This is a genomic window from Parabacteroides sp. D25, from assembly GCF_000307475.1.
GTDB lineage: Bacteria > Bacteroidota > Bacteroidia > Bacteroidales > Tannerellaceae > Parabacteroides > Parabacteroides distasonis.
The window spans coordinates 687,736-711,306 of the sequence record NZ_JH976501.1; the positions used below are offsets into that span (position 1 = coordinate 687,736).

18 protein-coding genes are annotated in these 23,571 nt (G+C 40.0%); 7 read left to right on the forward strand and 11 right to left on the reverse strand.

The features are described 5' to 3' along the window. Positions 1-3: 3 nt before the first annotated feature. Genes HMPREF0999_RS06195 through dinD form a run of 3 tightly spaced genes read right to left on the reverse strand, consistent with a single transcriptional unit; the run spans position 4 to position 3,736 of the window. The gene (locus HMPREF0999_RS06195) at positions 4-2,064 is read right to left on the reverse strand and encodes a ComEA family DNA-binding protein (protein ID WP_009275468.1); all 2,061 of its coding nucleotides are present in this window, start codon (positions 2,062-2,064) and stop codon (positions 4-6) included. Between the two features lie 13 nt (positions 2,065-2,077). Beyond that, positions 2,078-2,887: a hypothetical protein gene (locus HMPREF0999_RS06200; RefSeq protein ID WP_009275469.1), complete on the reverse strand. Its 810-nt coding sequence runs from the start codon at positions 2,885-2,887 to the stop codon at positions 2,078-2,080. 21 nt (positions 2,888-2,908) lie between these two features. Beyond that, positions 2,909-3,736, reverse strand: a complete 828-nt coding sequence (gene dinD / locus HMPREF0999_RS06205) for a DNA damage-inducible protein D (protein WP_009275470.1) — start codon at positions 3,734-3,736, stop codon at positions 2,909-2,911. A 119-nt stretch (positions 3,737-3,855) separates the two neighbouring features. On the opposite strand from dinD, the gene HMPREF0999_RS06210 reads away from it, so the two are divergent. Continuing rightward, on the forward strand, positions 3,856-4,461 hold the full coding sequence (locus HMPREF0999_RS06210; RefSeq protein WP_008778681.1) for a DUF4294 domain-containing protein: 606 nt from the start codon (positions 3,856-3,858) through the stop codon (positions 4,459-4,461). Here HMPREF0999_RS06210 and HMPREF0999_RS06215 read toward each other — a convergent pair. After that, positions 4,453-4,983: an RNA methyltransferase gene (locus HMPREF0999_RS06215; RefSeq protein WP_005863736.1), complete on the reverse strand. Its 531-nt coding sequence runs from the start codon at positions 4,981-4,983 to the stop codon at positions 4,453-4,455. The two genes, HMPREF0999_RS06210 and HMPREF0999_RS06215, sit on opposite strands and share 9 nt — an antisense overlap. A gap of 696 nt (positions 4,984-5,679) precedes the next feature. Here HMPREF0999_RS06215 and nadA point away from each other — a divergent pair. Both nadA and HMPREF0999_RS06225 read left to right on the forward strand, forming a co-directional pair. After that, on the forward strand, positions 5,680-6,666 hold the full coding sequence (gene nadA / locus HMPREF0999_RS06220; RefSeq protein WP_005863738.1) for a quinolinate synthase NadA: 987 nt from the start codon (positions 5,680-5,682) through the stop codon (positions 6,664-6,666). A gap of 581 nt (positions 6,667-7,247) precedes the next feature. After that, complete coding sequence (locus tag HMPREF0999_RS06225; protein ID WP_009275473.1) at positions 7,248-9,668, forward strand: TonB-dependent receptor; 2,421 nt, start codon at positions 7,248-7,250, stop codon at positions 9,666-9,668. Positions 9,669-9,842: 174 nt separating this feature from the next. Here the strand turns inward: HMPREF0999_RS06225 and HMPREF0999_RS06230 are convergent, their stop codons facing one another. The 7 genes from HMPREF0999_RS06230 to HMPREF0999_RS06260 all read right to left on the reverse strand — a co-directional run bounded on the left by HMPREF0999_RS06230 (position 9,843) and on the right by HMPREF0999_RS06260 (position 18,851). Next, positions 9,843-10,895, reverse strand: coding sequence for an acyltransferase family protein (locus tag HMPREF0999_RS06230; RefSeq protein WP_008773196.1), 1,053 nt, complete (start codon positions 10,893-10,895; stop codon positions 9,843-9,845). Between the two features lie 4 nt (positions 10,896-10,899). Then, entirely contained in the window at positions 10,900-13,230 is a 2,331-nt protein-coding gene (locus tag HMPREF0999_RS06235) for a T9SS type A sorting domain-containing protein (protein WP_009275474.1), read from the reverse strand. A gap of 1 nt (position 13,231) precedes the next feature. Beyond that, positions 13,232-13,813: a non-canonical purine NTP diphosphatase gene (locus HMPREF0999_RS06240; protein WP_009016536.1), complete on the reverse strand. Its 582-nt coding sequence runs from the start codon at positions 13,811-13,813 to the stop codon at positions 13,232-13,234. Between the two features lie 87 nt (positions 13,814-13,900). Beyond that, positions 13,901-14,779, reverse strand: coding sequence for a YitT family protein (locus HMPREF0999_RS06245; RefSeq protein ID WP_005860386.1), 879 nt, complete (start codon positions 14,777-14,779; stop codon positions 13,901-13,903). Continuing rightward, a complete protein-coding gene (gene leuS / locus HMPREF0999_RS06250) occupies positions 14,776-17,616 on the reverse strand; it encodes a leucine--tRNA ligase (RefSeq protein WP_009275475.1) in 2,841 nt (946 codons plus the stop codon). Before leuS ends, HMPREF0999_RS06245 begins: the two co-directional genes overlap by 4 nt. Positions 17,617-17,705: 89 nt before the next feature. Continuing rightward, the gene (locus HMPREF0999_RS06255; RefSeq protein ID WP_009275476.1) at positions 17,706-18,263 is read right to left on the reverse strand and encodes an ORF6N domain-containing protein; all 558 of its coding nucleotides are present in this window, start codon (positions 18,261-18,263) and stop codon (positions 17,706-17,708) included. A gap of 24 nt (positions 18,264-18,287) precedes the next feature. Then, the gene (locus HMPREF0999_RS06260) at positions 18,288-18,851 is read right to left on the reverse strand and encodes an ORF6N domain-containing protein (RefSeq protein ID WP_009275477.1); all 564 of its coding nucleotides are present in this window, start codon (positions 18,849-18,851) and stop codon (positions 18,288-18,290) included. Positions 18,852-19,257: 406 nt separating this feature from the next. Here HMPREF0999_RS06260 and HMPREF0999_RS06265 point away from each other — a divergent pair, with 406 nt between their 5' ends. The 4 genes from HMPREF0999_RS06265 (at position 19,258) to HMPREF0999_RS06280 (ending at position 23,239) form a co-directional block, all read left to right on the forward strand. Then, complete coding sequence (locus HMPREF0999_RS06265) at positions 19,258-20,967, forward strand: tetratricopeptide repeat protein (protein WP_005860394.1); 1,710 nt, start codon at positions 19,258-19,260, stop codon at positions 20,965-20,967. Between the two features lie 182 nt (positions 20,968-21,149). Then, positions 21,150-21,512, forward strand: a complete 363-nt coding sequence (locus HMPREF0999_RS06270; protein WP_005860396.1) for a DUF3244 domain-containing protein — start codon at positions 21,150-21,152, stop codon at positions 21,510-21,512. A gap of 20 nt (positions 21,513-21,532) precedes the next feature. Next, positions 21,533-22,606, forward strand: coding sequence for a DUF4848 domain-containing protein (locus HMPREF0999_RS06275; protein ID WP_005863763.1), 1,074 nt, complete (start codon positions 21,533-21,535; stop codon positions 22,604-22,606). Positions 22,607-22,612: 6 nt separating this feature from the next. After that, a complete protein-coding gene (locus HMPREF0999_RS06280; protein WP_005860400.1) occupies positions 22,613-23,239 on the forward strand; it encodes a hypothetical protein in 627 nt (208 codons plus the stop codon). Positions 23,240-23,571 lie beyond the last annotated feature (332 nt).

Below are 23,571 nucleotides of genomic sequence, written 5' to 3' on the forward strand. Positions count from 1 at the left end.
ACTCTAAAATTTCCAGCGAAGCAAAGCATAAAGATCTGTTTTATCAGAACCGCTTATCTCCTCCGTATCAGTACCTATCAAATCCCTGTCCCAATAATGGGTGTAAGCCAGTTTCGCAGATAAGGATAAACGTTTCCAAATATCCAGACGAAAGGTAAGGGCAAACCGCATCCCATCCCCATAAAAAGAGGGCATATTAAAGGCATACAATATATTCTTCTCATACGAACTGACCCGGCTATTGTAATCATCCGTATGAAACCACGCTAGATAACCATCCATTTGAAGAGGTAGGGTAGTGGGCTTCCAGCCTATACTTTGGGAGATCATAATTCCTTTATTAAGTTTCTTTATAGGATCATCGAATAGAATACCATCTAAGGAAGTCTTAAAAATAAAAGGAGAAGAAAAGTTATAAACCTGTTGAAAACGAATACGATGTTGTTTATAAGAATTGATTCTCAATAAATTATCATTTTCAAAAGTTCTATTCTTTTCTTTTTGCCGGTATTTATAACGAAGATAAGCTGAATAGTTTCTACTAGGGGTATAATCTATCTGAGCCATATATTCCTGTCCTCCGGAAGGAGCGTCTATCCCGTATTTCAACCAAGGAAAACGGAATAAGTCCGCATAAATGGATAATTTCCAGCGGGCGATCGGGGTTAATTGCAATCCCATATAAACCCCTTGCTCATTCTGAACCGTAGAGCCTTGCGAGAAAGCGTTCCCAAACAAAGCTTGATAACGGCGATCGTAATAGCGGTATAATACCAAGAAAGATATATAAGAAGCGGGTGTTAACTGCAAGGCATTCAAGGTAGAAATAGCTCCGTTTTTCGAAAGAGCGGTCTCGCCATAAAACTTAATACGGTTACTTTTCAACATATAGTCAACACCGATGTTGAAATTGTTGGAACCTCTGAAATAGAACAAATTATAAGGTTTTGGATCGGGGTCCATCTTAAACTTACCGAATGAATAGGAGAGAGCCGTTAAACCTACATGAAAATGAGATGTAGCATAGCGGATATTTCCTCCATATACCTGCATCGTTATCATTTTCCTCTTTTCCCAATCCCGTTGTAAACGATGAAGTCCATCCGTTTTTAATGAGGTGAATGTCAAGCTATCTACGGCCGCATCCATTTTTCGGTACGAATAGAAAACACTTATATCCAAATTTTTAATCGTGATCGTACTAGCCACCCCTCGGAAGAAATCCTGTTCATTGGTTGAGAAGTGCCTACGGAAGCCATTTGTCCTTCGCTCCGCTTGAGCGACTACTGCCGTACGACTAGGAGAAAAGTCATTGCTAATCACCAGACCTTGTCCGAAAGACATCTTGTAATCCCCTATAGCCAAGCTTTTTAACCAGTTGATATCTTTTAGGAATAGATGTGCGGAATAAAAGTCATATCCTTTATGATATGCGTTCCAAAAAGGTTCGCCCGCATCTTTCTCGGCTACGAAGCCTGCTTGTAAACGATCCTCGAAAGTATAGGAATAACGTAAGGAGTGATAGAAGGGTTCTCCTCTATATTTACGATTCGGATATAACAAAAGTATGCTGTCCGTTTGTTCACCATATCCCTTTTTCTGTTGAAAACATTGATCATACCTGATTTGTAATTCATTACGACCATATTTCAACAGGTTCTTAACCGTAAGCAACCGTTTTTCAACAAGATTATCACCTATATAAACAAATGGAAGGAGAAGAGATATCGTCTGAAAATCGATATCCTCTATATTCTTCAACTCATAGATGCTAACCATATTTCCGTATCGTTTCCGATAGGAGAGGAGCTGCTCAATTTGGCGATCGGATAGAAAAGGTAATCGCTTCAGTTGTTCTTCCGTCACGGCATTCAAATCAAAAGGATGCTCAATTAAATAAGATAAATCGGCATACAAACTTTCGATACGCTCCGTATCCTCGGTTTCCAAGGCTAGTTCCTCTACATACTCCATCCACTTATCAACAGAATATTCTATTTGAGAATTAGCGTAATAACTATTTATCAACAGAATTATCGACAAGATTATAAACAATCGTTTCATAGCTAAGTATCATTTAAAAAGAGAATGATAAACCAAGACCAGTACTCATCCCTAAAATCGGATGGTAAATAGAGGCTACATCTATCGTAAAGCAAGAAAAGTTATAACCAATTCCTAAAGAGGGCAGGAGAGGAGCGGTCTGTATTCCGGCACGAATAAAAAAAGAATCGAAAGCGGTGTATTCAAGACCTAAGTTTCCAACAACTAGGTTTTCATTTTCCGTTCCTGCACTTCCTGTAATTAACAGACTGTTTATAATCTCCCATTGAAAACTTATTTGAATTAAGTAATAATTAAAATCTTCTATTTCAATATCTTTATCTCCTATAGAAACAGATGGTAAATTCATTATTAACATTCCTATTAACAACTTATCAATAGGAGAGAAAGTGATTCCAAAATCTGTTGACAGTCTGGATCTTGTATTTTCCAATAGATCAGTTTGCAAGAAACTATAGTGAACTCCAAGCCCTAACGCCCATTGATCCCCCAAGCGTTTTCCTCCCAGCACACGAACCATCATCTCCCTGTATTTATCAAACCCGAAAACAGAGATATCAACACCTACGGATAATAGTTGATTCGGATAATAAAAACTACCGGACATCGTACCCAGTTCTTTCAACATGTACCGATTAAAGTATTCTAAATGAATGGACTTTTTCTCTTTATCGACAATAAGGGCCGAATTGAATAAAATAGATTGCGTCGCCACATTCCCTCCCATTCCCACGCTACGGACATCCGGTAAGCGTAAGTTATCAACACCATGTACATACAATGAAAATACCCCCGCAAACAGGGATAGCAATAGATATTTCATAGTTAAGATTTTGTATGGTTTCTATTTATTCTTCAAGGTTTTCTCATTATCCTTATTTACTCTACGCTGTACCTTTTTAATATCCTCATCCGGGGAAAGTTGTTCAGGCTTAATTCCCCTTTGCAATAGCATATCACGAACAGCGGTGTTGTTATCAATATGTTCTTTCTCAATAGGAGATTGTCCATATAGATCCTTCGTTTGCACATTTACGTTTGTCATTTCCGCCGCTAGGTCTTTAGCTTTTATACTTATAGTCGGTAAAAAATCAGCGATAGGTCTATTCGTGGGGACGTTCATTCTCTTTTTCAACATCTGTGTACTTAAATTGAATAAGGCTTGATCTCCCTTAGAACGGATAATAGCGAATCCTTTATTATCAATGCCTCTTTCGTATAAAATACCAGATAGTTGCTTTTCAGTCTGACTTAATTTTTCTCTAGCCTTTAAGCGTTCACAATCCAATAGGCGTTGTTCAATCACCTCGGCCTTACGGGTTTGTACCGCAAAATAAGTCTGTGCAAAAGCTACTTGCGGTTTACGACTATCACCATTTTGTGCGATTAAGTAGCATGCGTAGCGTGTTAATAAGATGTCATTTATTTGTTGCTCAGCACCATGCCCCACAATAATCACTTTCCCGACGTCGGGAAAGTGATCCTCTATATTTTCTCCCGCATTCCGGCACGCTTCTTTGGCTTTCACCACTACATTATTGATAAAGTTATCCCATTTGGCATATCCTAATAGGGGTTGCAACTCTCTGGCACTCCAGCATTCTATGCCTTCTACCTCACATGAAATGGATTCGAATTTTCCGAATAGGGCGGTAATTTCTTCTTTCTTCATAGTTAATATATTCTTAAGTTGTTGTCAATTGCGCAAATGTAATGTTTTATATTCATTTAGCAAGTTATTAACAGATAAATGATGCTGAGAGTCACGCAGTATTTATATTTTCGCGGTATATGATACGAAAAGGGATATATTGTATTTTGGCTCTACTCGCTCTCTGTAGCTTTAAAGGGATGGCGCAGGCGGTAAAGACAAATATTGTTCCGGAAGGTTATCAGAAAGCTCAACTGTATGAAGGTGATACAATGGCTGTCGTCAACCTTCGGGAAGTTTTCATATATCCTCAAGTTAAGTTTAAGAATAAGCGTGAACAAGCGAAGTACAATAAGTTGGTACGAGACGTAAAGCGTACTTTGCCCTATGCCAAGATGGTGTATGATACGTTGATAGAGACCTACGAATACATGGAAACCTTACCGAATGACAAGGCCCGCCAAGCCCACTTGAAACGGATGGAGAAAGAGTTGTTCGCCCAATATAAACCGGAACTAAAAAAATTATCCTTCTCGCAAGGTAAGCTACTTATCAAACTGATCGATAGGGAATGTAATCAATCCAGTTACAATTTATTGAAAGCCTATCTAGGAAGTTTCCGTGCGGGCTTTTGGAATTTCTTCGCCGGAATGTTTGGAGCCAGTCTGAAATCGGAATACGACCCGAAAGGTAAAGATGCCATGACCGAACGGGTCGTCGTATTGGTTGAGAATGGTTTAATCTGATAGTTGCTTGAAGAAATCCCAGATCACGATACCGGTAGTAACCGATACGTTCAAGGAATGCTTTGTACCGTATTGAGGTATTTCAATACATATATCACAGTTATCAACCACATTTTGTTGAACGCCTTTTACCTCGTTACCCATGACGATAGCGTATTTCTTTGTCTTGTCTAACTGCAAGTTATCTAACATGACACTACCTTCCGCTTGCTCTACGGCACATACCGTATACCCCTCTTGGCGCAGTTTATCAACAGCCTCCGGGGTATCCTTGAAATATTCCCAATCTACGGTTTCTTCCGCTCCTAAAGCGGTCTTATGGATCTCCGCGTTCGGAGGGCAAGCCGTAATACCACAAAGATAAATAGCCTCTACCCGGAAAGCATCGGAGGTACGAAACACGGAACCCACGTTGTTTAGACTTCTAACATGGTCTAAAACAACGATTAAAGGTATCTTCTTACTTTCCTTAAAAGCCTCGGGAGTCAGGCGGTTCAATTCGGTTACTTTTAATTTTCGCATAACAAATATCTTTGACCGCGAAAGTAGCGAATATCCGTGGATATGCCGTTGAAAAGCTATTAATAAGTAGTGGACATAAAATGAAAAATATTTCTTGCTTTATTCAAATACTTGTCCATACACCCCCCTTTCTCAAATTAGCAAATGAATAAGCCACTTATTTACTACGCACTATCAACAGCCCTTATACACCTATTGACAGCCTTGCTGGAGGATCTATTTTTTCACAATCAAGGTTATCAACAATAAACAGCTAAATATTCATAAAGTCTATAACTATAAGAATTACAATCTATAGATAGACATCCATGCTGTTGGTATCCTTTTGATAAACCGTTCACAGACTTTAATAAGTCAATAACCAAAGATTGTAACAAAAATGTATTAACCATTTCAACAGCCTATTATATTCATCATATTTATTTTTAAAATTAAAGATTAATAAGAATATAATATAATGATTGTGGATAACTCTTGAGGGGTGAGGGCAACTCATCCATCGGTGGCAAAGATAAGAATCTTTCTTGTTATTTCTATAAATGAAGAAAGTTTATACCTTTGTGCTTTGTGAACAATAGGTTGATAAACTAGATAAGATGAAGATTATCAGTAATACTTTCTGTGGATAATATTGTTTATATATAGTGAAAAGCCTATTGGGAGCAGTAGAAACAGGAATCATTAATATATAAGGCTATGTTGACAAACCAATCAATCGGGTACATGGATGCGCCCGTTCCTAAGGATTTAGACCTTAAGGAAGCGATCGACAAGTTACGTAAAGAGAAGAATGCGATTATTTTGGCGCATTACTATCAAACAGGCGATATACAAGATATAGCGGACTATGTGGGAGACAGTCTGGCCTTGGCACAATGGGCGGCTAAGACGAAGGCGGATATCATCGTGCTTTGTGGGGTTCACTTTATGGGAGAGACGGCGAAGATCCTCTGTCCGGATAAGAAAGTGCTGGTACCGGACTTGAATGCCGGTTGCTCCTTGGCGGATAGTTGTCCGGCTACGGAGTTCGCCGAGTTCGTCAAGCAACATCCCGGTCATACGGTAATCTCTTACGTGAATACGACCGCCGCCGTGAAAGCGGTCACGGATGTGGTGGTTACTTCCACGAACGCCCGCCAGATCGTGGAGAGCTTCCCGGAAGGTACACCGATGATTTTCGGCCCGGATCGTAACTTAGGTAATTATATCAATAGCATCACGGGACGTAATATGTTGCTTTGGGATGGCGCTTGCCACGTGCATGAGCAATTCTCATTGGAGAAGATCTTATCTTTGAAGAAACAGTACCCGAATGCGGAAGTAATCACCCATCCGGAATGCAAGCAGCCGGTTATACAGGTCTCAGACTTCGTAGGATCGACCGCGGCTTTGCTGAAGCATACCATTAAGTCCGACGCGAAACAATTCATTGTAGCGACGGAAAGTGGCGTTATTCACGAGATGCGCAAGCAGAGTCCGGATAAGGAATTCATCCCGGCTCCTCCGAACGACAGTACTTGCGCTTGCAACGAATGTAATTTCATGCGCTTGAACACGATGGAGAAGCTATATAATTGCTTGAAGTTCGAGATGCCGGAGATATTCGTGGACGAGGAGGTACAGAAGAAGGCCATCAAACCGATCAAGAAGATGTTGGAGATCTCTGAGAAGCTGGGACTCTGATCCAAACAAATACGGGATAGGTCTCAACCGATAGGCCGGACTTGAGTGATATAAAAGCTAAGCCCGGTCTATTATATGTAAATAATCAAAATTATGTACAATATCTACAACTATCCTTATAATTATTTGATTTTAAAATATTTATCCTATTGTTGTAGATAGGAAAACATCTACAATAGTAAGTCTTTATCTACCATCATTTCCCGCTTTTAGTAAGTGTCTTTGCCATGCCGTCAAAGGAATTTTCTACACTCTACGTATATAATCAGTCCGTTTTTCTTCCTTTCTTTATATAGATAAAATATTAATATATAAGTATTTGTGGTTTTTTATGGTATAAAACAAAAGTTTTACACATGGAAAACATTTGTTTTCATAGAAGAAAACTAAAGTTTTGTACTGAAGAAACTTCTGTTTTCCCATATAGAAACTTTTGTTTCGCTAGGAAGAAACCATCTGCTTCGCTACTCGAACTCGGACGATCCCGGGAAAGAATATATCAAGAATGATCGCTATTAATTACCGTAACATTCTGAATTTAGTTACTTTTGTGTAGAAATCTAATTGTAATTCTCAATATCATGAAAAAGATAGGACTAATGTTGGCCTTATTATGGGTGATTTGTGCGCTCTCGTGGGCTTCTTCTCCGGATGCCCGTATTAAGGGGCAGTTAATAGATGCCTCTACGAATCAAGTGATTAATTATGCGGATATCTTTCTGTTTACGATGGGAAGTGAAAAACCTTTGCAACAGACTTTTCCGGACGATCAAGGACGTTTCTCGTTTACTAAGGTGGCTCCGGGTAATTATGTGGTCATGGTCCGTCTGATGGGATATGATGTGTTTACAAAGAATGATATCATCTTGGATGCCTCGTCTCCGGTGGATTTAGGTAAGTTGATGATGAGTCCTTTGGAGGTAGGTATCGCCGAAGTGGAGGTAGTGGCCGAGAAACGTCAATTGGTTTATAAGTTGGATAAGAAAGTGGTCGAGGCCTCTTCCAATATGATGGGAGGAGGCGGTTCCGCCGTGGATATATTAGAGAATACGCCTTCCATACGGGTAGACGCGGAAGGCGATGTTACTTTTCGTGGAAGCAGCGGCTTTTTGGTTTACATAGATGGTAAGCCGAGTGTCTTCTCGGGTACACAGGCTTTGGAGCAAGTCCCGGCCGGGCATATAGAGAATATAGAGATTATCACGACGCCCTCCGCCAAGCATGATACGGAAGGCGACGTGGGTATCATTAATATTATCACGAAGAAGCATTCCCAGCGGGGATTGAGCGGGATGGTGAATCTCTCGGGAAGTACGTGGCTTTCCCGCCATGTCGATTTCTTGTTGGCACAGCAACATCAGCGTTCCCGTTGGTACATCGGCGGACAGTGGACAGACCGGTTGCGCAAGAGTGATTTCGACCAAGAGAAGATGACGGTGGTGGGCGATCAGACCACTACCTCGCATTCCGTCGGGCCTCGTACGGGAAACAGCTATCATTATACGATGAAAGGCGGTTGGAGCCTGAATCTTCCCAAGACAACCATCGCGTTGGATCTGGAGGGCGGCTATGGCGGAAATAAGCGTAAGGGAGAAATGAACTATAAGGAAACCCGTTCGGTAGCGGGCGGCTCTCCGGTGACGGAAGATTATCGAAGCATAGATGATTATGATAATGATGAGAATATAGGTTTGGGAAGTCTGGCGGTACAGCATAAGTTCAACGATAAGGGACACGAGCTTTCCGGTAGTGCTTATTACAAATATGGCGGCCATGCCTTGGAATATTTCTTTAACGACTTGATGTCCTTGGAAGGGCAACGCCAACAGGGGCACCGTGCTTATGAGGCCGAGCACCGGGAAACGATGCGTATCAATCTGGATTACGCCTTGCCTTTCGGGAAAGGAGGTAAGCTAGAGGCGGGTTACCAATATTATTCTTATCTGGAAGACGGCGATTACAATATGGAATGGTGGGACCCCAAGGGACAAACGTTCTTTTGGCGTGACGATATCTACAACACGTTTTATTTTCAAGAAGGGGTGAATTCTATCTATACGATTCTTTCCCATACGTGGAAGAATTTAGAGGCGCAAGCCGGCGTTCGGGGAGAGCATACGCATACGGTCTTGCGAAGTTCCGTGGAGGGAGCGGATCGTACGAAGAATCGTTTTGAGTTTTTCCCATCGGTGCATTTGGGCTATACGTTCCCGAATGAACATCGTTTGTTGGCTTCCTATTCCCGTCGTACCACACGTCCGCAGCTTTTCTATATGGAGCCTTATATCACGTATCGTGACTTTTATACGGCCGAGATCGGTAATCCGGATATACGTCCGGAGTACATCAACTCCTTTGAATTGAACTACCGGAAGAGTTTCGGGGAAAACACGGTATCCGCCACCGCCTTTCATCGGTATCGGAAGGATAAGATCGAGCGGTTGCGTGTTCCCTATTCAGCTGGTGTAACCTTGGATTCGATGGCGAATGTAGGACATGATTACTCGACGGGTATCGAGCTAAGCGTCAGCCTGCATCCGGTGCGCTGGTGGAATACCACGGTCAACGGAAACGTTTATCACTATAAGGTGAAGAACGAACAGGCCGCCGGTGGAAATACGACCTCAAGCACCAATTACGATATCCTATGGAATAACCTGTTTAATCTGGGGAAATACACCCGTATCCAATTGGATGGTAGTTTTGTAGGCCCTTCCGTAACGACGCAGGGCCGTACGGACGCTTATTGGTATGCGAACGTAGCCGTCCGTCAGCAACTATGTAACCGAAAACTAACCGCCACCTTAGCTTTCCGGGATATTTTCCGTTCTGCCAAATATATCAGCGATATCCAAACGGCAGATTTACGCTCCCTGACACGTATCAAACCCAAATATCCACAAATCACGTTGACGTTGAGTTGGACATTTAATAGTTTCAAGGCTAAATCCACCCAAGCGAAAGAAGATCGCTCGGAGATGTTTGAGGGTATAAAGCATTGATATTGTATCTTTACTATATTGGTTTGTCTTCGGGAAACAACTACGATTGCAAATAAATTCTGCAGTCGTAGTTGTTTCCCTCTTTTACGGATGGTGGAATTTGGTTCTTGGCATTAATCGCTGCGAAAGGAGCGGAGAAGATAACAGATCAGATCATCCGGTCATTGCGTTCTTCTAGGCTTTCTTTTTAGGATGATATAAACAGGGTTTCTCTATGTATTTCCAGGATAACATACCCAATCCGGTGCTAAGGATAGTGGTAAGAGCCAATGTCAATATAAAGCTATACCGATCAAGTCCGTAATGAATGAATATCTGGATGATCGGGAAATGAATCAAGAAGATACCATACGAGAAATTTCCCATCCGATTGAATACATGTAACCACTTGAATCCATAAGCTACCGTGATAATGATAGAGGCTAGAGCGATAGGCTCGAAAATACTCAGCAACAGATACTCTCTACCCAATAAAAGAAATAGGCTGACAGGGAACAAATATCTCATATATTTTCGAAAAATAGGGAAATAGGCAAGTATGATAATACCAGAACAAAAGTACATCATTTGTCCGGGGAATTGTCTTTTCATGAATTCATAAATAGGGTTGTGTGTCATATCATCTAAATAATTACACGTTGTCGAGTAGATGAAAGATAAGATATAAATAAGAAGTAGGCATACTAATTTGTTATATCTTTTCAGTAACCAATAGATAATGGGTATGGTGATATATAGCATGAATTCAACCTTGATAGTCCATAAAGACCCATTCATCGCTTGTAAAGGATTGGTATCGAATACGCCGGGTAAATCCGGCGATAAAAAGTTAAATGTAAGTAAATTACAGATAAGATAGGTGTATAAGCTAGAAGAGGTGAGGTATTCCCTGCAGGATAAGGAAGTAAGGAATAATCCGATTAAGGCACATAATAAAATAGTCAAGCTGTAGGCGGGCATAATACGTTGAATACGTTTACGGAAAAAAATCCGGGTATTAGGCGTACGTAAGAAGCTAAACATAACAAGAAATCCACTAATAATAAAGAAACCTTTCACTCGAAATCCTCCGCTAACAAACCAAAAAGGATCTGTCTCTGTCAGTGTGCTGAAATGGTTGAACATGACAGAATACGCAAGAAAGAAGCGAATAAAATCAAAATTATTCGCTTCTTTTACTTGATTTATTAATCTGGAGTTGAGTAAAACTTTCTCTGATTGATTCATTGTTCTATTTGACTACAATGATTTTTGTTACAACGCTCTCTGAGGCTTCCTCTGTGGAAGCTAGTACAAGATATACGCCTGTCGCTACACGTGATCCGCTTGCGCTCCGGCAATTCCAGATAGCTTGCCCCCCCAAGGATTTAGTTTGATAAATAATATTTCCGTTTAAATCCGTGATTTTTACATTCGAATTATCCATTAATCCTACAATCGTTACTTTATCCATATGTTCGGGACGTACCGGATTAGGATATGCATAGATCTCCGAGTAATCAGATTTACCTTCCGAAGCTTCTCCTTGATAGGAATTTAGTCCTTTATCGGTACCGATAAAAACCTCACCGGTCTTATCGTTTATCTCTATATCGTATATGTTATCGGAAAGGAGCGGGCTATTGGTCGTATTAAATTGATAAACGATTGTCTCATTATCATTATCTAGAACATAGACGCCATTTCCTTTGGTTCCAATCCATTTTCGATTACCTGCGTCTACTTTTAGGGTCGTGACAACAACGTTATCTAAGAAATAAGCGAGATTACCAGTTTCCTCATTGGTATATTTTACCCTTGTACAACGTGTAGCGGCTTTATCCTCAGCGGAAGAGATCCTAGGTTTAGTGAAATATACGGCCCCCCGATTCGTACCAACCCAGATATATCCATCCTTATCCTCGGCTACGCATGTATAATTACTAGGAGTCAATTCTTTTCCGTCGGTATCAATAAGTGTAGTAAACTCATACGAGGAAACTTCATCTAAAGACTCGCTATTCGGTATCATTACAAGTTTAGGTGTGTTACGAGGCACATAAATCCATTTGTCGTTAGTGGAGGTTATAAGTATATCGTTTATTGTATAAACTCCTCTAAGTTGCTCGATATCCAAACGATGCCATGCTCCTGCTTTGTCAAGAACAAGTACCGCATGGTTAACCTCTGAGCTTGTCATCCACAAATTTCCATTTTTATCAAAGGCCAGTCCATCTATATAACAATAACCGGACCCATAGCCTCCTGCGGTTTCTTTAAAGGCATTCTTTTCATTGTATGACTGGACGGGAGTTCCATTCTTATATTGGATAACGCCATCACCCATGGAAGAGGCGTATACGATCTCATCATTAGAATCATCGGTCGTTACGGCTATACTTGTATAGTCTCGTGGATTTCTTGGTAAATTGAGTTTCTTTTGGGCTTCTTTAGGATCGATAAAAGACCATTTATCATAATCGTATGTAAGAATATAACCTCCTTTGTCGAAGCGCTTACCATTTAGGAGGTCTTTACCTCCTATGATCATATATACTTTATCATTTTTACAAACAATATCGAATGCGCTATTGCTGTAAGGTCCGTCTAAAATGATAGGTTCATTAAGAGCCTCAAAACTATTTGATCCTTTCCGTTGGATAGAACGTAGCCCTTTGCTTCCTTCCGCTATCCAATATTTGTCTGTTTGATAGGTACTGATATCATTGATACTTAAGTTTATTTGGTCAAACTTTTGCGTATCGGATACGATGAAAACCCTTGAGTTATCTATACATGCTAATTTTTCGCCTATTACTTTCATGTATTTTAGGGTTGAGCTATTTATTATTCGGGAAAGCTCTCCATTGTTTTCATAGAAGATACCTTGCTGACTGACCAAGTAGAACAAAGTATTCTTGAATGAAGCGATAGCTGAGATCGTATGACTATCGGAAAGGTTTGATAATCCATAGGGCTTCCAGTTTGCCTTATCCAGTAGGTTCTCTTTTAATGAGGCGTATATAATCCCCGAAGATACTTCTGCCTTATTGGTTGTAGAGGCATATATATTGCCATTCTGTATGGCACACGATGTTATATTTAAGGAAAGCTTGTAGGTATCTTTTATTTCCTTTTTGGCCATATTGACCACGACGATACCAAATGCTGTCGATAAATAGGCATATTCATCATGTACCAATACTGAATTGATTTGTTTGTCTCTTATGGACGTACTGGTCGACAGATAAGGTAGATTTGTCGCCACTCCTCCCTCAAGTATATCTATATTTGAATTATCATAGATAATAAGGAGTGATTTTGTTTGTTTATTATAGCGGATCAAAGAAATCGTATTATCATTTAATCCGTTTCCTTTATAATATTGCTTAATACTATTATCATCTTTTCCATACGTATAAAGAGATCCTTCCGCTACCACAAATACTTGGTCGTTCGATTCCTCTACGCTGTTTGTGTTATTGTAAGAAAGATACGTTTTCCATCCGGTTGTATTAAAATTAGCGGCTAATACAGTGAATGAAAAAAATGAAAATAGAATGATAGTAAGTATATGTCTCATATTAACAATTGTAATCAGATAAAAATGATGTTAACTTCATGACGGCTTTCGCACGATGGCTGATCTGGTTTTTTGTATCGTTACCCATCTCGGCGAAAGTTTGTGTATAGGTATCAGGCATGAATATAGGATCGTATCCAAATCCGCTATCTCCGCGTTTTTCGGTAGTGATAGAGCCATTCACGATACCGTCGAAGGTATATTCTTTTCCGTCAAGGACTAGAGCTATGACCGTGCGGAAACGTGCTTTTCTGTTTTCTTTATGATTCATTTCGGACAACAGCTTGTTCATATTAGCTTCCGAGTCGTGCCCTGTTCCTGCGTAACGAGCCGAATAGACTCCCGGAGCATTATTCAATACCTCGACTTCTAATCCCGTGTCGTCAGCGAAACAATCATATCCGAATTTCTCCTTGATATAGCGGGCTTTTAGCAAAGCATTTCCCTCTAAGGTATCTGCCGTCTCGGGGATATCGTCATGGCAATCTATATCGGATAAACTTATGATTTCCGCGTATCCGGCGGTTATCTTGCGGACCTCGTCCAGTTTGTGTTGATTATTTGTCGCGAATACAAGTTTCATATTTCGTAATCTATTAAATAAGAAAGCATTTCTATACGGTAGATATATAACGTATGGAAATGCTTTAAATTGTTTGTATATTCTTTTTTAAGTCTTTATCTGATCGAACCCCTCACCATATACCCCTCGGACAATGCTTTGGGAGATGAACGCTTGGTGGTCTATCCGTTTCACGATCCGGAAGATGGAGACGGATTCGGATTTCTTGGCGAGTAGTACGACTACCTTGACGGGTTTGCGGGAATAACCGCCCTCGCCGTCCAGTATCGTACAGCCACGGCCTAAGTCATGGATGATGCGATCCGCTATCTCGTCGTACTTCTGGGAGAAGATGAGGAATTGTACGGATTGGCGGTTACCGTTCAATACCATGTCGAGAACGTAATTGCTTATGACCATCTCCACGAAACCGAAAACGATCTTGTCCACGTTATGGAACAGGAAGAAAGAGGAACTGATGATGAAGAAATCGCAAAACAGAAGGATACGTCCGATCGATATATTCTTATATTTATTGATTACCGCACCGATAATATCCGTACCTCCGGTACTACCGTTCGCCGAGAATACCAATCCTAGTCCGGCACCACACATAAACGCTCCGATTATGATAGCCATAAACGGCTGGTCGTGCAGTATAGGTTGTCCTTTCAGCAGCCACTCGAAGAGAGAGAGAGAAGCCGAGAGTGAGAAAACTCCGAAAATAGTTTTTATCAAGAATTTTAGACCAAGGATCTTTAAGGCTACCACCAACAAGGCTACGTTGATGACAAAATAAGATACGGATACCGGGATCAATCCATTGGAGGCAAAGAAGATCAATGCGCAGATACCACTTACCCCACCTGTCACGATCTCGTTGGAAAGGATAAAGGCGTTGAATCCGAATCCGTATAATAAAGTTCCGAACAGGATCATTAGATAATCCTGTACGGAAAAATAGATTTTTGTGAGTTTTAAGTTCATCCCACTACGATATTAACGATTTTGCCGGGAACGACAATAACTTTCTTAACGGCCTTGCCTTCCATCCACTTCGCTGAGTTCTCATGATTCAAAGCCGCTTTCTCGGCGTCCTCCTTAGAAATATCCGCCGGTAGCTCTAGGTTGTAGCGAGCTTTACCATTGAATGAGATCGCGTAAACAACGGATTTCTCCTTGAGATATTCTTCGTTGTGTTTCGGCCACCGGGCATCGCAGATGGTCGTATCATGTCCTAATTGATGCCATAGCTCTTCCACTATATGAGGAGCGAACGGAGCCAATAAAGTGATCAGCGGCTCCAAGATGGCGCGCTTGCTGCATTTTAAGCTCGTTAACTCGTTCACGCAAATCATGAAGGCGCTAATGGACGTGTTGTATGAGAAATGCTCGATGTCGAACGTTACTTTCTTGATCAGCTTATGCAAGGATTTCAATTCGTCGGCCGTAGGCTCGGCATCGGTAACTTGCAGGGTATCCGTATTGCCGAAGAACAAGCCCCAAAGCTTCTTTAAGAAACGGTGTACGCCATCGATACCGTTCGTATCCCAAGGCTTGGATTGCTCCAACGGGCCTAGGAACATCTCGTACAAACGTAGGGTATCGGCACCATATTTCTCAACGATCATATCCGGGTTCACTACGTTGAACATGGATTTGGACATCTTCTCGACCGCCCATCCGCAGATATATTTACCATCTTCCAATACGAACTCCGCGTCGTTGTATTCCGGACGCCAGTTCTTGAAAGCCTCTATATCCAACAGATCGTTAGATACGATATTTACGTCTACATGGATAGGGGTGACCTCGTATTGGTCTTTCAAGTTCAAGGAAACGAATTTATTGGTTCCGTTGATGCGGTACACGAAGTTCGAGCGTCCTTGGATCATACCTTGGTTGATCAATTTCTTGAACGGCTCTTCCTCGCAAACGATACCCAAGTCGAACAAGAACTTATTCCAGAAACGGCTGTAAATCAAGTGGCCGGTAGCGTGTTCCGTACCACCGATATATAAATCCACGTTTCTCCAATATTCATCCACGTCTTTAGCTACCAAGGCTTTATCATTATGCGGGTCCATATAGCGCAAATAATAAGCGGAAGAACCGGCGAAGCCCGGCATCGTACAAAGCTCTAGCGGGAAGATCGTCTGGTTATCGATCTTCGATACCTCGGTGACTTTTTGGTTTACCGTGTCCCAAGCCCATTTAACGGCGTGTCCTAATGGAGGCTCGCCCGTCTCGGTAGGCAAGAATTTATCTACTTCCGGCAGCAACAGGGGCAGACATTCTTCCGGCAACATCTGAGGCATGCCATCGGCGTCGTAATATACCGGGAACGGTTCGCCCCAATAACGCTGGCGGCTGAAAATAGCGTCGCGCAAGCGGTAGTTTATCTTCACACGTCCCAGATCGTGATCTTTTACGTATTTCTTGGTAGCGGCTATCGCTTCCTTGATCGTCAGTCCGTTCAAGGAAAGATCGCAATAAGGAGTAACGCCGGCTCTCGGAGAATTGCATACGATACCTTCCTTGGCATCGAAACTTTCCTCGCTTACGTCGCAACCTTCCACCAAGGGGCGGATTTCCAGTCCGAAATGCTTCGCGAAAGCGTAGTCGCGACTATCGTGCGCCGGAACCGCCATGATCGCTCCCGTACCGTAGCCGGCCAATACATAGTCGCTGATCCAGATGGGAACCGCCTCGCCCGTAAACGGGTTAATAGCATAGGAACCACTGAATACACCGGTTACCTGACGGTCGGCGATGCGCTCGCGCTCGGTACGTTTCTTGGTACGATCTAGGTAAGCGTCTACTTCTGCTTTTTGGTCTGCCGTAGTTAATTGTTGAACCAATTCGCTTTCCGGAGCTAATACCATGAAGGTAACACCAAACATCGTATCGGCACGGGTCGTAAAGATCGTGAATTCCTTGTCGCTGTCTTTTACCTTGAAGCGAACCTCGGCACCTTCGCTGCGTCCGATCCAGTTCTTTTGGGTCTCTTTCAAGGAATCCGTCCAGTCGATCGTATCCAATCCGTCCAACAGGCGTTGCGCGTAAGCGGATACACGTAAGCACCATTGGCGCATGATCTTTTGTTCCACCGGATAGCCTCCACGCTCGGAAACACCGTTCACGACCTCATCATTCGCTAATACGGTACCCAAGGCGGCACACCAGTTTACCATGGTCTCGCCACGATAAGCGATCCGGTAGTTGAGTAATATCTCTTGTTTTTCTTTATCGCTCTTGGCTTTCCATTCCTCGGCGGTGAAACTAAGTTCCTCTCCGCAAGCTACGTTCAGACCTTCCGTACCACTGGTCTCGAAAGCCTGTATCAACTCGCTGATCGGGCGGGCTTGTTTCTCGTCGTTGCAGTAGTAGCTGTTGAACATCCGGATGAAGGCCCATTGCGTCCATTTGTAATATTCGGGATCGCAGGTACGGATCTCACGGCTCCAATCGTAGCAGAAACCGATCTTTTCCAATTGCTCCCGATAACGGGCTATATTGTTCTTTGTCGTGATCTCCGGATGTTGTCCGGTCTGGATAGCGTATTGCTCGGCGGGTAGTCCGTAAGCGTCGTAACCCATCGGGTGCAATACGTTAAAACCTTGCAAACGTTTGAAACGCGAATAAATATCAGAAGCTATATAACCGAGCGGGTGGCCAACGTGCAATCCCGCACCGGAAGGATAGGGGAACATGTCCAATACATAGTATTTAGGCTTATTCGTGTCTTTTTCGACTTTATAAACCTTTTCGGCAATCCAGTAGTCGTGCCACTTCTTCTCAATCTCTCTGAAATTGTACTCCATGATCGTTTATCGTTTTTGTATCGTTTTCTATTTAAGGCCACAAAGTTAGTGAATTTATTTATTTTATATGAGTTATTTACATGAACTGTTTATTTCACGTAACCAATCCGGGGGCGAGATTGATTCTCGGTTCTTTTCGCTTGTAACTCAGCGAGTGACAGATTGATTAGCTCAAGTTGCGTACGGGTATCTTCGTTGATGTCGTTGTAATCGGCAAATGCTTCTTCGATATACGCTTTGAGTTCCTTTACTTCTTGTTGGAGTTCAAACAAAGGGGAGGAAGAACTTATTATTTGTCGTATGCCGACGAAAGCACGCATGATAGAGATATTGACTTTAATGGCTGTATCGGATCTGAGTACAGAAGAAAGCATTGCTATACCTTGCTCCGTGAAAGCGAATGGAGCATATTGGTTACCTCCTTTCTTTGAGATGCCAATTTGGCATACCATATTGTTTTTCAAGTTGTTAAATTCTTGAATTGTTAATGTGAACATAAAATCATCAGGAAAGCGTTCTATGTTTCGTCTGACCGCACGTTTCAGTTGGGCGGTTTCTGTTCCATACATTTCCGCCAGATCAAAATCCAGCATGACTTTTTGCCCTCTGATCTCATAAATCTTGTTTTGTATCGCTTGTAATTCCATAGTATAAGAACTTATTAGTTTACTTTATTTGATATAACCAATTTTAGGTCTTTTAGCATTGTTCTTTTTCTTTGTAGCCAGTTCGGAAAGAGCTATGTAAATATTATCCAAAGACTTTTGGGTGTCTTCACTGAGATCATTGATAGCGCAAAGGGTTTCCTCATTAGCCATTTCAAGAGATTTGATACGTTCTTGTAGTTCTTTAATTTCGATGGAACTAGTGGTAGTTTGTAAGGTATAATTCCGGATAGCGACAAAGGCTCTCATAATGTTTCTGTTGATTTCGATCGCAATGTCTGAGTTCAGCACACTACTTAGCATTGCGACTCCTAGTTCCGTGAAAGCGAATGGCATATATTTAAAGTTATTACCTCTACCTTTATTCAAGGTCACAAATTGTGATCTTGAAAGTTCCTCCTTGGTCAATTCAAACATAAAATCATTTCCCTCGAATCGTTTAGGATTACGCCTGACTGCCTGTTTAAGTACCCTTGTCTCTATTCCATACATTTCCGCCAGATCAAAATCCAGCATGACTTTTTGCCCTCTGATCTCGTGAATCTTGTTTTGTATCGTTTGTAATTCCATAGTAAAGATTTTAGTTTAATATTATGTTCGCAAAGGTTTGTAAAATAATTGAGATAAGCAATAAGCTAGTTGGATATTTATGATTGGTTGCATTTGTAAGTTGTACAATGAATTATTGCTGATCCGGCTTATTGTCTATTTTTTATGTGTTCTTATTTTCCTTATAAGATTTCCGGGAAAAACACGTACGTGATTTATGAAAAACACGTACGACTTTTTGGAAAAACATGTACGTGTTTTCCGGAAAACATGATGATGTTTTTATATCACTGATATTCATGTATATATAACTTGATACCTTTGCATGGACTTATTGTGTGTTTTTTCTTCTTGTATTTGTTATTTTGTTGTTCTATCGTTTGTTTATGAATTAAAAATATTTAATTTTGCTTATCTATAATAAAGGATGAAGTCATTTATATATATACTATTAACTTCCTTGACTTTCCTTGTGGTAGGATGCCAAAATGAATCTGAGGAAATCCGTTTGATCAATCAGGCGGAACGCCTGTTTGATGCCTATCCGGATAGCGTAATCACTACATTGGATTCCATTCCGCTCCCGGAAGAGATGAGTCCCCGTCTGATAGCCCGTTGGTGTATGTTGTACGCACGTGCCGCCGATAAAATAGAGGACGAAATGCCTTATACGAACCAGCTTGAGATCGCCTTGAAATACTATCAAAAGAAAAAGATGCGGGAAGAGGAGGCTGAGATCGGCCTTTATCTGGGGCGTTCGTATGTGGAGGATAAGGAGTACGAGAAGGCAATGAGGGCTTACTCCGATGCGCTGGAGGTAGCGTTGGCGATTAAGAACTATAATCGTGCCGGGTATATTTGTAGTTATATGGGGGATTTGTATGAACTGGATGATCGTTATGTGTTAGCTGCAAAAAAATATAAGGAGAGCGGACGGTATTTTCGATTGGCCGGTAATATGAAAAGCTATGTGCGTTCGTTTGTGAATGAGGGAAGGAGTTATATGGATGTTGATTCTAATTATTTAGCTTTAACTATATTGAAGCGAGCAGAAGTGATAATAGATTCCTTGAGAGTAGATGAGGTTAGAAATTATGTATACAATGGTCTAGGTAATATATTTAATGTTTTGGAAAAATATGATTTAGCTGAAAAATATTTATTGAAGAGCATAAAAGAGGATTCGAGTGATACTGCTTCGGATTATTTGACCTTATCAGATCTTGAGCAAAAGCGTGGAAATTTAGAACAAGCGGAAAATTATCTTCAAAAGGCTAATAGTGTATCCATAGATAATGATTTTGTACCGGCTACTATTGCTTATCATTATTATAAAATAAATAAAGAAAGAGATGATTATAAAAGAGCTTTGTCTTTTTATGAAGAATATGTAGCAGCAGAGGATTCCCTTATGAATATAAGTAAATCTGTCGATATATATGATACAGAACAAAAATATGAACATTTGAAATTGCATAATGAAAATATAAGATTACTATTAAAGGGGCAAAGGAATTATACTTTTATATTGATATTGTTATTTTTATGTGCTTTACTCATTATTGTCTATTTAGCTACGATAAGAAGAAAGAATCGTTCACTTTTAAAACAACAAGAAAAAATTAATACTTTGAATCAAAGCATATATCAATTATATGCAGAACTTCGGAGAAAGAGTGATGAACTAATCCAATTGCAAAATACTCAGTATTCTTCGGTGAAAATGCAAGTGGAATATGAAAATGTACAGAAAGAGGTAGATAGCTTGAGATCTCGATTATTCGAATTAAGAGAATCTAAAATTCTCAATAGTAATTTAGCTAAAAAAATAAAGAAAATATCTCAAACTGTGCAGCCTAATCATTCTGAAGCACCCGTTTCCGAAAAAATGTGGATTGATATTGAAGTTTTGATGATGGAAGTTTACCCTAGTGTTATAAAGGTACTGAAGGATGCAGGCTTGTCACCATCGGAGATGCATCTTTGTTTCCTTACATTATTTAAACTTGATTCAACAGCTATATCTATCCTTTTAAATATTATTCCTACTTCCGTCGATCGTACACGTTTGCGAGTACGAAAGAAATTAAATTGGGAAGGTAAACAAGGATTGTATGAATCTCTTGTTAATATTTAGTATGTAATAAACCTTCATTTAAGGGGCTCTACGATTGTTTGTCTATGTATTTGTTTTTATAGTATTTGATTGTCAAGTGTTTACGTTTTTTTCTTTGTCTATGTGGATTACATAATTTAACCCCTTTAGATCATATATAATCTCTAGATTTGCAACCGAAACATAACAAAAAAAGAGAGATTATGAAAAATGTAAAATGGCTACTAACAGTGTTGTTTATTTTTTCAATTTGTATTCCATCTTTTGCAGGTCATGTGCCTTTACATGGTCATCTTAAGAAAAAACAGCGATCTGTAAATTTGGATGTACCTATAAAAGCAGACATAGATGAAACTTCAAAAGTTTTGTCTTTGGAGTTTTTAGAATATATAGGAGAGGTACGAGTATCTGTTGTGGATGCGAATGGAAATATCGTTTATGAGGAGATAGTGGATACACAAGATGTTTCTTCTAGTATTATCTCATTAGATGAATGTACTTCTGGATCTTATGGACTTTATATATCAGATTCAGAAAACTACGCAGAAGGTTTTTTTAATTTATAAATAATTCAAATTTTAGAAGTATGGACAAAAAGACAGTGCTTTTAGCATCTGCATGTACTTTATTGATGATATCATGTAGTAATGATGCGGAATTGATTAATGTTGCTGAAACGACAGGATTACAAACAAAGGCTTTTGTTGGTGAAGCAGATTTCCAAATTGTAGATTATGCGGGAGATAAATGTATTCAGTTCAAGAATGATTCCGTCTTTAATGCGATGCTTTGGGAGATGAATGATATGTCAGAAGAAGAGAGAAATAATATTTTCTCGGGGGCAGGTTTCGTAAGTCAATGGCAACTTATGCAAGAAGCAGATCAAGAACAGGAGCTTATTGTAGACAATTATGAGAAAGATCTTAGCCAACCTTGGCCTGCTCATCAAATCAAAGAATTCAAACAAAAATATGATGATGTTTTCATGTTTGAACCTTATGATTCTACAGATTTTATTGCGCATTATAAATTAAAAGGTTCTACATATAGTTCTTTTGTGAATAGAAGGGGGGTGTTTTTGATAGGAGATAGTGTAGCACATGCTCCTGTATATAAGGCTTTAGAGGAATATTTCGGATCAGGGATATCATTGTATGGTAATAATGAAGCTACAAATGAAAAGAATGATATAAACCTAGCTGAAAGTAAATATCAAATACCAGGTGGTGATTATGTAAAGGTTCGAGCTATTCCAAGATTTATAGAGTTACAAACTATTGAAAATAAAAATTATTTGTCATTGGGCTTTGATTATCTTAGTCAAAAAAAGAAAGTTTTATGGAAAAAACACCGTACAATGATTATACTACGTCTTACAGCTTCAGGGTCAGGAAGTGGTTTTGAAGTATATAATGTTTCAATTAAAAATTATCAGAATAAAAATGGGGTAACAATTCTTTTACATACAGATGTATATAATAAACTTTTAGCTAAGGATCAAGGAGGTATGTTAGGGCATGTTGGTGAAAATCCAAGAAACTCAGTTACAATCGTAACTCCTCCTCGATTTGAGTTTTCTGGACGAATGGAAATTTGGTCAGATGAAATGCCTGAAAGTAATAAAGGGACTGCAAAAATAAGTTTAAAAGAAGACTGGTGATAATTTATGAAAAAAATTTTATTTTTACTGTTATTGGTTTCTACTTCTACTTTCGCCCAAATTGAGCATGGCTTATTAGTAGGTGCCGGTGTTGGATTTCCTTTACAAGATAGTTGGAAACGAACTACTTGGGGTGATGAATCAAATTGGTCTTATCGGCACGATTATAAGTTAAATAGTATGATCGGTTATCGCTTTCGATTCCTTCCGGAACAGAAATTCTTTTATGATTTGGATATTACGATGGGATTTCAGAAGATGGAAACGACGAAGTATTTTCCTTATTATGAAAGTATAGAGGATGGTATATATGTTTCTAAGAAAGCTGATGTTTTCGATGAGTTTGTGATGCCTATCTCCGTAGCCGCTAGTTGGAATTGGCGTTTTACCAAGAAATTCCATTTAGGTGTCGGTATCGCTCCTACGCTTTATGTACAGCCACAAGCCGTGTTTGACCTGTCCGTGATGGCGAAGGTGGGATATCGTTTAAGCAAGCATTGTGAGTTCGGCCTTTCTTATCAGTATGGCTGTTTCAATACCTTGAAGCATTTCAATAACGGACCGGCTAATGGCCGTCGTGGACATCTTTCGGATTTGATGCTCTCTGTATATGTTCCTTTTGTTTTGAAATGATAGAATAATAAAGTATAGAAACACATAATGTTTTATTTGGAACCAAAACAAAGATGAATAACTGCCTATAAGAAAAGAGTACGTGAAAAGAGCCATGTGTAGAGAGATAATTCTATGCATGGCTTTTGCTTGTATAATGTATATAGATTCTCAAGAATTATTGAGGCATTTTTTGTTTGCGATATTGTCTCTCTCGTGATTAAGAACTATCTTTGACAAACTATCCAATAGTGGATGCCGAATCAAAATCAATTGACTATGAAAACAAAAAAATTGAAATTCTTCGTAAATTTGTGGTTCTTTAAGCATATCTTATAGTAAGGATCGAATAT

Excerpts from the sequence above, each read along its gene's own strand:
- HMPREF0999_RS06195 (WP_009275468.1), bottom strand. The coding sequence starts at position 2,064 with ATGAAACGATTGTTTATAATCTTGTCGATAATTCTGTTGATAAATAGT.
- HMPREF0999_RS06200 (WP_009275469.1), bottom strand. The coding sequence starts at position 2,887 with ATGAAATATCTATTGCTATCCCTGTTTGCGGGGGTATTTTCATTGTAT.
- dinD (WP_009275470.1), bottom strand. The coding sequence starts at position 3,736 with ATGAAGAAAGAAGAAATTACCGCCCTATTCGGAAAATTCGAATCCATT.
- HMPREF0999_RS06210 (WP_008778681.1), top strand. The coding sequence starts at position 3,856 with ATGATACGAAAAGGGATATATTGTATTTTGGCTCTACTCGCTCTCTGT.
- HMPREF0999_RS06215 (WP_005863736.1), bottom strand. The coding sequence starts at position 4,983 with ATGCGAAAATTAAAAGTAACCGAATTGAACCGCCTGACTCCCGAGGCT.
- nadA (WP_005863738.1), top strand. The coding sequence starts at position 5,680 with ATGTTGACAAACCAATCAATCGGGTACATGGATGCGCCCGTTCCTAAG.
- HMPREF0999_RS06225 (WP_009275473.1), top strand. The coding sequence starts at position 7,248 with ATGAAAAAGATAGGACTAATGTTGGCCTTATTATGGGTGATTTGTGCG.
- HMPREF0999_RS06230 (WP_008773196.1), bottom strand. The coding sequence starts at position 10,895 with ATGAATCAATCAGAGAAAGTTTTACTCAACTCCAGATTAATAAATCAA.
- HMPREF0999_RS06235 (WP_009275474.1), bottom strand. The coding sequence starts at position 13,230 with ATGAGACATATACTTACTATCATTCTATTTTCATTTTTTTCATTCACT.
- HMPREF0999_RS06240 (WP_009016536.1), bottom strand. The coding sequence starts at position 13,813 with ATGAAACTTGTATTCGCGACAAATAATCAACACAAACTGGACGAGGTC.
- HMPREF0999_RS06245 (WP_005860386.1), bottom strand. The coding sequence starts at position 14,779 with ATGAACTTAAAACTCACAAAAATCTATTTTTCCGTACAGGATTATCTA.
- leuS (WP_009275475.1), bottom strand. The coding sequence starts at position 17,616 with ATGGAGTACAATTTCAGAGAGATTGAGAAGAAGTGGCACGACTACTGG.
- HMPREF0999_RS06255 (WP_009275476.1), bottom strand. The coding sequence starts at position 18,263 with ATGGAATTACAAGCGATACAAAACAAGATTTATGAGATCAGAGGGCAA.
- HMPREF0999_RS06260 (WP_009275477.1), bottom strand. The coding sequence starts at position 18,851 with ATGGAATTACAAACGATACAAAACAAGATTCACGAGATCAGAGGGCAA.
- HMPREF0999_RS06265 (WP_005860394.1), top strand. The coding sequence starts at position 19,258 with ATGAAGTCATTTATATATATACTATTAACTTCCTTGACTTTCCTTGTG.
- HMPREF0999_RS06270 (WP_005860396.1), top strand. The coding sequence starts at position 21,150 with ATGAAAAATGTAAAATGGCTACTAACAGTGTTGTTTATTTTTTCAATT.
- HMPREF0999_RS06275 (WP_005863763.1), top strand. The coding sequence starts at position 21,533 with ATGGACAAAAAGACAGTGCTTTTAGCATCTGCATGTACTTTATTGATG.
- HMPREF0999_RS06280 (WP_005860400.1), top strand. The coding sequence starts at position 22,613 with ATGAAAAAAATTTTATTTTTACTGTTATTGGTTTCTACTTCTACTTTC.